This is a genomic window from Lentzea roselyniae (assembly GCF_039537795.1).
Lineage (GTDB): Bacteria > Actinomycetota > Actinomycetes > Mycobacteriales > Pseudonocardiaceae > Lentzea > Lentzea atacamensis.
The window spans coordinates 1-9,245 of the sequence record NZ_BAABBE010000081.1 but is presented as its reverse complement, the minus strand read 5'-3'; the positions used below and the strand labels follow the sequence as shown (position 1 = coordinate 9,245).

General features: G+C 67.2%; 9 protein-coding genes. 3 read left to right on the top strand and 6 right to left on the bottom strand.

Going from position 1 to position 9,245, the window contains the following annotated elements; all coding sequences use genetic code 11:
* The first annotated feature begins 479 nt into the window (after positions 1-479).
* Both ABFX45_RS45365 and ABFX45_RS45360 read left to right on the top strand, forming a co-directional pair.
* Positions 480-761 carry a methyltransferase domain-containing protein gene (locus ABFX45_RS45365; protein ID WP_346137290.1) on the top strand — a complete coding sequence of 94 codons (282 nt, stop codon included), beginning with the start codon at positions 480-482 and terminating at the stop codon, positions 759-761.
* Positions 762-793: 32 nt separating this feature from the next.
* The gene (locus ABFX45_RS45360; protein WP_346137289.1) at positions 794-916 is read left to right on the top strand and encodes a hypothetical protein; all 123 of its coding nucleotides are present in this window, start codon (positions 794-796) and stop codon (positions 914-916) included.
* A 56-nt stretch (positions 917-972) separates the two neighbouring features.
* Here ABFX45_RS45360 and qcrB read toward each other — a convergent pair whose 3' ends face one another.
* From qcrB to ctaD, 6 genes are all read right to left on the bottom strand, one after another.
* Positions 973-2,571 carry a cytochrome bc1 complex cytochrome b subunit gene (gene qcrB / locus ABFX45_RS45355; RefSeq protein ID WP_346137288.1) on the bottom strand — a complete coding sequence of 533 codons (1,599 nt, stop codon included), beginning with the start codon at positions 2,569-2,571 and terminating at the stop codon, positions 973-975.
* The gene (gene qcrA / locus ABFX45_RS45350) at positions 2,568-3,689 is read right to left on the bottom strand and encodes a cytochrome bc1 complex Rieske iron-sulfur subunit (protein WP_346137287.1); all 1,122 of its coding nucleotides are present in this window, start codon (positions 3,687-3,689) and stop codon (positions 2,568-2,570) included. The genes qcrB and qcrA overlap by 4 nt, the downstream gene beginning before the upstream one ends.
* A complete protein-coding gene (qcrC, locus tag ABFX45_RS45345; RefSeq protein WP_346137286.1) occupies positions 3,686-4,474 on the bottom strand; it encodes a cytochrome bc1 complex diheme cytochrome c subunit in 789 nt (262 codons plus the stop codon). The genes qcrA and qcrC overlap by 4 nt, the downstream gene beginning before the upstream one ends.
* A gap of 87 nt (positions 4,475-4,561) precedes the next feature.
* On the bottom strand, positions 4,562-4,855 hold the full coding sequence (locus ABFX45_RS45340; RefSeq protein ID WP_346137285.1) for an SDR family oxidoreductase: 294 nt from the start codon (positions 4,853-4,855) through the stop codon (positions 4,562-4,564).
* Positions 4,856-5,730: 875 nt separating this feature from the next.
* Positions 5,731-6,018, bottom strand: a complete 288-nt coding sequence (locus tag ABFX45_RS45335; RefSeq protein WP_109639393.1) for a DUF3040 domain-containing protein — start codon at positions 6,016-6,018, stop codon at positions 5,731-5,733.
* Positions 6,019-6,021: 3 nt separating this feature from the next.
* Complete coding sequence (ctaD, locus tag ABFX45_RS45330) at positions 6,022-7,776, bottom strand: aa3-type cytochrome oxidase subunit I (RefSeq protein WP_346137284.1); 1,755 nt, start codon at positions 7,774-7,776, stop codon at positions 6,022-6,024.
* A gap of 547 nt (positions 7,777-8,323) precedes the next feature.
* On the opposite strand from ctaD, the gene ABFX45_RS45325 reads away from it, so the two are divergent.
* The coding region (locus tag ABFX45_RS45325) for an anti-sigma factor RsbA family regulatory protein (protein ID WP_346137283.1) at positions 8,324-9,245 on the top strand (922 nt) is incomplete at its 3' end.

Genomic DNA, 9,245 nt, shown 5'->3' with positions numbered 1-9,245 from the left:
AGGGACTACGGTGAGCATGGGCGTGCCTTCCCGACCGACGCGCCAACGTCGGCCTTGCTTGAGGATCAGCAGATCATCGGGAAGGTACGCCCCTTCCCAACTCATCCACAGATTTCAAGCATTGCTCTACGCCAACTCCATCTCCGCGCTCGACAAGTGGGTGCGTACTGGCCAGAAACCCACTCCGCGGTCGATCGCACGTTCCTGCAACACGTTCGACAGCACCTACGGCAGCGGGTGCTTCTACGACCCGGAGTTCCGTCCCGCGCCATACGGCACGAAGATGCGGCCACGGCCCGGCGGCCTGCGCTGGCCGGCGATGACCGCCGAACAAGAGCGTGCCTGGAGCCGGATCGAAGGTGTGGGGATCGCTCCCCTGAGAACGGACAGCGACACCACTGGCGGCGGCTGGCGCTGTGCGTGCCGAGAAGTACGTCCGTGCAGGTCAGTACGCATCGGCGTGTTACCGGCCATCCGGCATGATCGCGGCTCGTGCTGGTCCTCTTCGACTACCGCGTAGTCCTGCCCGGCCGACAGCTGCACCTTCACCAGCGGCCGTCCTCGAGGAGCCGGACCTGCTTGCCGTCGAGAGTGCTGCGCGCGAAGGCGACGAGTTGTTCGACACCGTGGTGTGCACGCTGGGTCTGTGCGGTGTGCCCGACGCCCGTGCCGCTGTTGCCGAGCTGCACCGCGTGTTGCGCAGCGGCGACAGCTGGTTGTTGCTTGATCACGGCGGCAGCCGGATCATACCGTCCATTTAGGATAGTCTCTGGTTGAGAAGCTGAGTGCGCGGATGTACGGCGACTACCTGACCCGCCGGCCGCTTCTGCCGGTCGAGCAGTCCGGGTTCACCGCGCGGCGCCAAGATCTGCTGAAGCTCGCACCGTGGAACGCCTCGCCGCAGGTCAAAGCCTGAGCTGTGCGTCCGCTGTGTCCGTTCCGGGCTCAGGCCGCGCTGCGTATCCGGCTGATCTATTGTGGACTGTCTTCTCCGCTCAGCGTGCCCTCGGAGGCACCGGTCGCAGCGCGTGCGTTTTCGAGTGCTGTGACTTCTTCTGGCGGGTCCGGCCGCCACAGAGTTCCGGAGACCGCGCGTCCGGCGAGTCCGAGATCGTTCATGCGCTTGGGCAGAGGGGTGGCTTGGTACGTCAGCGGTTTCTCGGCCAGTGGCTGGTGCACCTCGATGAACTGGCCGTGCGGCAGCCGTTTGATCATGCCGGTGGCGATGCCGTGCTCCAGCACTTCGCGGTCTGCGCGTTGCAGTCCGATGCACGCGCGGTAGGTCAGGAAGTAGGCCAGCGGCGGGAGCACCAGCATCCCGATGCGGCCGGCCCAGGTCATGGCGTTGAGCGAGAGCTGGAACTTCTCGGCGATGACGTCGTTGCCGCCTGAGACGAGCAGGACGCCGAAGAACGTGATCGACATGGCACCGAGGCTGGTGCGCACCGGCACGTCCCTGGGGCGCTGGATCAGGTGGTGGTGGGCGTGGTCACGGGTGAGGCGGCGCTCGATCCACGGGTACAGAGCGGCGAGGCCGAGCATGACCAGCGGCAGTATCACCGTGGGCCAGAACTGGGCCGGGATGCGGTAGTTGCCGAGGTACAGCTCCCACGGTGGCCACAAGCGGGTGGAGCCGTCCAGCCAGCCGATGTACCAGTCGGGTTGTGAGCCTGCCGAGACGTGCGCGGGGTTGTAGGGGCCGAACAGCCAGATGGGGTTGATCTGGAACAGTCCGCCCATCAGCCCGAGCACGCCGACGACGGCGGCGAAGAACGCACCGCTCTTGACCGCGAAGACCGGCAGAATGCGGACTCCGACGACGTTGTTCTCGGTGCGTCCCAGGCCGGGGAACTGGGTGTGCTTCTGGTACCAGACCAGTGCGAGGTGCGCTGCGACCAGGGCGACGATGATCGCCGGAAGCAACAGGACGTGCACGAGGTAGAGCCGGGGGATGATCTCGGTGCCGGGGAACTCGGACCCGAAGATCAGCCAGTGCAGCCACGTGCCCGCAACCGGGATGGACTGCACGATCCCGGACATGATCCGCAGGCCCGTGCCGGACAACAGGTCGTCGGGCAGCGAGTAGCCGGCGAACCCCTCCGCCATGCCGAGGATGAACAGCAGGACGCCGATCACCCAGTTCATCTCACGTGGTTTGCGGAAGGCGCCGGTGAAGAACACCCGGAACATGTGCACGACGATGGCCGCCATGAAGATGAGCGCGGCCCAGTGGTGCACCTGCCGGACGAACAGACCACCGCGCACCTCGAACGAGATGTCCAACGCGCTCTCGTACGCCCGTGACATGTCCATGCCGCGCAGGCCGTCGTAGCTGCCGGTGTAGACCACCTCCTCCATCGAGGGATCGAAGAAGAGGCCGAGATACGTGCCGGTCAGCAGCAACACGACGAAGCTGTAGAGCGCCACCTCGCCGAGCAGGAACGACCAGTGCGTCGGGAACACCTTGTTGATCTGCCGCCGGACCGCGGCGGCGAAGTGCAGGCGCTCCTCGGCGAATCCGGCGGCGCCGGCGACGATCCGGCGCGGTGGCCTGGTCGGACGCGTGCTCATGGCTGCAGCTCCCAGAATCCCGGGCCGACGACCTCGGCGAAATCACCGCGAGCGGTGAAGTAGCCGTCCTCGCCGACGGTGATCGGCAGCTCCGGCAGCGGTCTGGTGGCCGGGCCGAAGATCGGTACGGCGCCCGCGAAGACGTCGAACTGCGACTGGTGGCACGGGCACAGCAACCGTCCGGTCTGCTGTTCGTACAACGACGCCGGACAGCCCAGGTGCGTGCACACCTTGGAGTAGGCGTAGAAGTCACCGTGGTGGAAGTCTTCCTGGCCGGGCCGGGTCGTGACCGGGGTGCCCGGCCGGAACCGGAACAGCATCACCGCGCTGTCGGCGCGGCGGAGCGCGGCGTGCAGCTTCTCCGGATCTTCACGTTCGGATTCACGGAACGGGAAGACGGTGACGTAGCCTCCCGCGCGGAGGTCTTCCGGCCGGACGAGCACGACCTCGTCCGGGACGCCGGTGTCCAGCCGCAGGTAGACCGCCTCGCCGTTGGTTTCCTTCCACCCGGTGTGCCACAGCGAGTCCGGGCTGTCGCTGTGTTTCCACGGATCCCGCACCAGCGGCCCGATCGCCATGACCCCGAGGCCGACGCCGAACAGCCCTGCGGAAGTGGCCGCGACACGCCGGAAAGCGGTGCGGCGGTTCAGTCCACCACGGGTGGCGGCATCGCGGAACTCGGCGGCGACCGTGCGTTTGTCCGCCTCCGCCGAACTACCGGAATGTCGTTGCTGGACCGCGAGTTCCTGCGGAAGGAACTTCTTGGCGTAACCGACGGCACCGACCGCGAGACCGAACAGCGTCAGCCCGAACGTCAAGCCGACCATCGGCGTGTAGAGCGTACGGAGGTGGTAGCCGGGTGCGCCTGGCGGGCGGTAGTCGTACGGCCAGAACACGAACACACCGATCAAGGCGAGCGCGGACAGACCGGCGAGCACGAACCAGCCGATGACGTGCCGCATCGCGCGCCGTTCCATGGTCGTGCCCGGCACGGGCCACCGGTCGGCGTACTGCACCAGTTCCACGTCGTCCAGGCGTGTCCCGAGCCGGACCAGCTCGTCGTCGCTCATCCGGTCCAGCTCCTCGGCCCGGATCCCGTCCTTGTCGCGTTCGCTCATGCGCGCGCCCCGATCCAGAGGGCGAGCAGCACGAGGGTGGCGATGCCGACCACCCACGCCACCGCTCCTTCGGACACGGGCCCGAGCGTGCCGAGCGGGTGACCGCCGTAGTTGTTGCGTTCGTGCTGCACCGAATCGACGTAGGCGATGATGTCGCGCTTCTCCTCGGGGGAGAGCTGACGGTCGCCGAACACGGGCATGTTCGACGGGCCGGTCAGCATGGCGGTGTAGATCTGCTCCTCGTTCGCCGGATCGAGGCTGGGCGCGAACTTGCCAGAGGTGAGCGCACCGCCCCTGCCGGTGAAGTTGTGGCAGGCGGCGCAGTTCAGCCGGAACAGCTCACCGCCACGCGCGACGTTCCCGCGCAGCGCGGTGCCCCGCTCGTCCGGCATCTCGGCGCCGCCACCGAAGCTGTGTACGTACGCCATGAGTGCGCGGATCTGGTCCTCGCTGAACTCGGCGGGCTTGCGCTGACCCTGCGCCTGCTGCCGGGGCAGCGGCATGCGTCCCGTCGACACCTGGAAGTAGACCTTCGCCTCGCCCGCCCCGATCAGGCTCGGCCCCCGGCCTTCCACGCCCTGCAGCTGCGGGCCGTGACAGTCGACGCAGGAGTTCAGGTAGAGCTGCTGGCCCTGTCGCGCCAGGCCGGCGTCCTGTGCGGCCGCCGTTTGCCGCTGCGGGGTCAAGGCGCTCGCGACGATCCCGGCGGCGACGAGCGCCAGCAGCAACGAGAACCAGCGCCGGAGCCGGCGCTGGCGAGGGGAGGTGCGCTTTCCTTGCGGCATAACCGCTCCCGTGCCGTCGAACTGGTGGTGGGCCCGGCTGGGCTACCACCTGGGGACGGGTTCAATCCGATTGCGCGCAATTCCCGGTCAGGTGAGCAACTGGCCGCCGGTGACACCGAGGACCTCTCCGGTGACGTAGCTCGACTCGTGCGATGCGAGGAAGACGAAGACCGGTGCCAGTTCGGCGGGTTGTGCGGCGCGGCCCATCGGCGTCTGTGCGCCGAAGTCGTCGACCTTCTCGGCGGGCATCGTGGCGGGGATCAGTGGTGTCCAGACCGGGCCGGGGGCCACCGAGTTGACCCTGATGCCCTTGCCGATGAGGTCGGCCGAAAGGGCTTTGGTGAAGTTGACGATGGCGGCCTTGGTGGCGGCGTAGTCCATGAGCGGGGGGAGAGGGCATGAACGCCTGGATCGACGAGGTGTCGATGATGGCGGCGCCGGGACGCATGAGCGGCACCGCGGCCTTGCAGAGCTCCGGCCCCATCCGTGGGTCTGTGCCGGCATGCGGCTGTTCCTGGTCACCTGGGCGCGGATACTGGGTCCTCGGGTCCTGGCGGGTGTACTGGTCTTCGGACCGTCACACCGCATGAGCGATCCGATGGCGGCGAGCGAGAGCGCCTTGTAACCGACGTCGGCGAACAACACCATCAACCGGTCGGCTTCGCGGCGCACGACCGTGCCCCCGACCCCACTGTTCGTGGCGTACAACGAGTTCGGCGGGTACTCGCCAGGCTCCGGGTCCCCTCGCGGGTTGCGGTGGCTCACTGCGTTGTGAGCACGACCCCGTTGCACGGGCGCCCAGGGGATCGTGCAGCGAGATGGTGAGGTCCTGGTCGGGAACCTGGTGGGTGAGGGAGTGCCCAGCTCCGCACACGACCGTGGTTGAGCTGCTCAACCTGCTCCGTCCGAAGTAGTTCGCCATCCGCATCACGGTGCTGTGCAACGACGTCGAGGCGGAGCCGTGTGGTGCGTCGATCTCGCCGTCGCGCAGCTGTTGCACCAGCGATCCGAGCCACGCCAGTGCCGGGAACCGGTCGGTCATCGCCACCGGATCCGCTGTCGGGTCCGCCATGACGTGGGTCTGCACCGGGACACCGGCCCATCGGCGTACGCCCGCAGTGAGCGCCCGGCTTGCTTCGTCGAACTGTGAACCCTCGGCGGTCTGCCCGCGCCATCCCACGACGGTGTCCGCCCGTGCTGCCGCCGCACACCTGACCGGGGAGGGGGGCGATTCCGACGTCCCAGCCACAAGAATTTCAGTGCGTGAACGGTCCTTGGTGGCGCCGATGCCCGCACGTCGTGTGCAGGCACGCGCCAGCCATCAGCACCACCACGCCGATGAAGATGAACGAGAGCCAGCTGGTCAGCACGCCGGCCGCCACGCACGCCACGCCGGCGAGATCGACGGTGAGCCGCACGGATCGGCGGTTGGCGTGCAGCGGTTCGGCACCGGGTGCGCTCAGTGCCGCGGCCAGATCTGGGTCGTTGACGGCGAGCCAGCGCTCGATCCGGCGGAGCTCGTGGCGTTCGTGGGCGGAGTCCACGGCTCAGTGCTTCGTGTCGCGGTCGGTCGGCGCGAGCACCTTGTCGGTGGTCTTGTCGATGTCGGCGGGTCCTGGTTTGGTGATGGAGACGTGCGACTCGTCGCGCATGCGTTCGACCATGTGCGGGTAGTGCAGCTCGAACGCCGGCCGCTCGGACCGGATCCTCGGAAGTTCGTGGAAGTTGTGGCGTGGCGGGGGCGAGGTGGTGGCCCATTCCAGCGAGTTGCCGAAGCCCCAGGGATCGTCGCGTCCTGCGGGTTCGCCGTAGAGGTAGCTGCGGGCGATGTTGTAGAGGAACGGCAGCACGGACAGGCCGAGCACGAAGGACCCGATGGTGGAGAAGGTGTTGAGAACCGTGAAGTTGTCGCTGGGCAGGTAGTCGGCGTAGCGGCGGGGCATGCCCTGGTTGCCGAGCCAGTGATGGACCAGGAAGGTGCCGTGAAAGCCGAGGAACGTCGTCCAGAAGTGCAGCTTGCCCAGCGGTTCGTCCATCATCCGGCCGGTGATCTTGGGGAACCAGAAGTAGATGCCCGCGTAGGTGGCGAAGACGATGGTGCCGAAGAGGACGTAGTGGAAGTGCGCGACGACGAAGTACGTGTCGGTCACGTGGAAGTCGAGCGGCGGTGAGGCGAGCAGGATGCCGGACAGGCCGCCGAACAGGAACGTGACGATGAACCCGAGGCTGAACAGCATCGGAGTCTCGAACGTGAGTTGTCCCTTCCACATCGTGCCGATCCAGTTGAAGAACTTGATCCCCGTTGGTACGGCGATGATGAACGTGGTGGCGGAGAAGAACAGCAGCAACACCGCGCCAGTGGCGAACATGTGGTGCGCCCACACCACCACCGAGTACAAGGCGATCGCGATCGTCGCGAAGACCAGGCCCTTGTAGCCGAAGAGTGGTTTGCGGCTGAACACCGGGAAGATCTCCGACACGATGCCGAAAAACGGCAGCGCGACGATGTAGACCTCGGGGTGGCCGAAGAACCAGAAGAGGTGCTGCCACAGGATCACGCCGCCGTTGGCCGGGTCGAACACGTGGGCGCCGAGGTGGCGGTCGGCGAGCAGGCCGAGCAGCGCCGCGGTGAGGATCGGGAAGGCGAGCAGCACGAGTATCGACGTGACCAGGATGTTCCAGGTGAAGATCGGCATGCGGAACATCGTCATGCCGGGCGCGCGCAGGCAGACGATGGTGGTGATCATGTTCACCGCGCCGAGGATGGTGCCGAGACCACCGACCACGAGCCCGGAGATCCACAGGTCGCCGCCGATGCCGGGGGAGTGTCGCGCACTCGACAACGGCGTGTAGGCGGTCCAGCCGAAGTCGGCCGCGCCTGCCGGGGTCAGGAACGATCCCACGACGATCAGGCCGCCGAACAGGAACAACCAGTAGGAGAAGGCGTTCAGGCGCGGGAACGCCACATCCGGCGAGCCGATCTGGAGTGGCACCACGAAGTTGGCGAACCCGAACACGATCGGTGTCGCGTAGAGCAGCAGCATCACGGTGCCGTGCATGGTGAACAGCTGGTTGTACTGCTCGTTGGACAGGAACTGCAGGCCGGGCCGGGCGAGTTCACCGCGCATCAGCAACGCCATCACGCCGCCGACCATGAAGAAGCCGAACGACGTGATCATGTACATGATCCCGATCAGCTTGTGGTCGGTGGTGTTCAGCAGCTTCAGGAGGGCGGCGCCCTTGCGACCATGAGCGGTCCTGGTCGGGTGCGGAACGACCGGGCCGGGCTTCAACGTGGTCATGGTTCCCCCTCGGTGGTTCCCCCTCGGCGATGCACGGCAGGCGCGCCGCGCAGTGCCCGGGCTACCCCGCGGAATCCGCACGACACCTGCCGGAGCGCGTCCATCCAGGCGAATCTCCGTGGCACGCGAAGCTTTCTGACCTGCAGTTCGGTGGTGTGCGCGGGGAAGTTCGTTGCGGAGCGCTGGAGGCCGATGTGCGTGTGGTGACGATGATTTGCACGAGCTCGTCGACGCCTACGGGTGGCGACCTGGTATCGGAGTGCCGGCCAGGAGCGCGTTGAGGTGGATCCATCGGTGTTGCGCGCCGTGCCGGCTCAGTTTGAGGTGGACACGTCGAGCGAGTCGCCCGCTCAGTTCCGGCGCGTTCGACAGGCGAACAAGTTGGTGCGCTGGACGAACGTCTGCGTCCTGGGACGCCTGCGGTGAACCAGTGAAAAGGGGTTTTGCTGCGAATCACCGCCGCGGGGTACACACGGAGGAGGTAACGTCCGAATTGTGTGTCCCCAAGCTTCAGCGTGTTCTCGGGCGAGAGGGTGGACGACACGACGTGACCACCATCGAATCTGACGCCTGGACAGTCCCGCCTGCGGGACCGTTCGTGCATCCAGCCCTGTTCTACGTGTCGGACGACGAGTATCTCGCGGTGCTCGTGCCGTTCATCGCCGAGGGCGTGGCCAGCGATCAGCCGGTCGCCGTGGCGGTCCCCGCTGCACGCCTGGAGCTGCTGCGCTCCGCTGCCGGAGATGCGGCGGACAGGGTGACGTGGGTGGACATGACCCAGGCGGGCCGCAATCCAGGGCGGATCATCCCGTTGGTGCTGCGCCGGTTCGCCGACGCGCACCCGGACCGGCACGCGCGTATCGTCGGCGAACCGATCTGGCCTGGCCGTACCGCCACCGAGTATCCGGCCTGCGTGCAGCACGAAGCGTTGATCAACCACGCGTTCGCCGGCAGCGACGTCACCATCCTGTGCCCGTACGACACAGTCGGGCTGGAGGACCACGTGGTTGCCGATGCGCGCGCCACCCATCCCGTGGTGTGGGAGCCGAACCGCCGGTATTCCAGCGATCTCTACGCGCCTGACGAGGTGGTGGCGCGGTACAACCAGCCCCTGCCAGAGCAGCCGGACGTGGACGAGCTCCCGGTCACCGAGCCGACACAACTCAGTGCCGTCCGCCGTTGGGCCGCCGAACGGGCCCGCAGGCACGGACTTGAGGCGGATCGGATCGCGGACCTGGAGTACATCGCCACCGAACTGGTCACGAACAGCCTGGTGCACACCCCCGGTGGATGCCGGCTGCGACTGTGGCGTCACGAGAACCACGTGGTCTGCGAGGTCCGCGACACCGGACAGCTGGCCGACCCCCTCGCCGGACGGAGACCCCGGCCGGCCGGACTGCGCGGCGGACGTGGGGTGCTGCTGGTCAACCAGTTCGCCGATCTCGTGCGCGTCCACGCGACCCCGCACG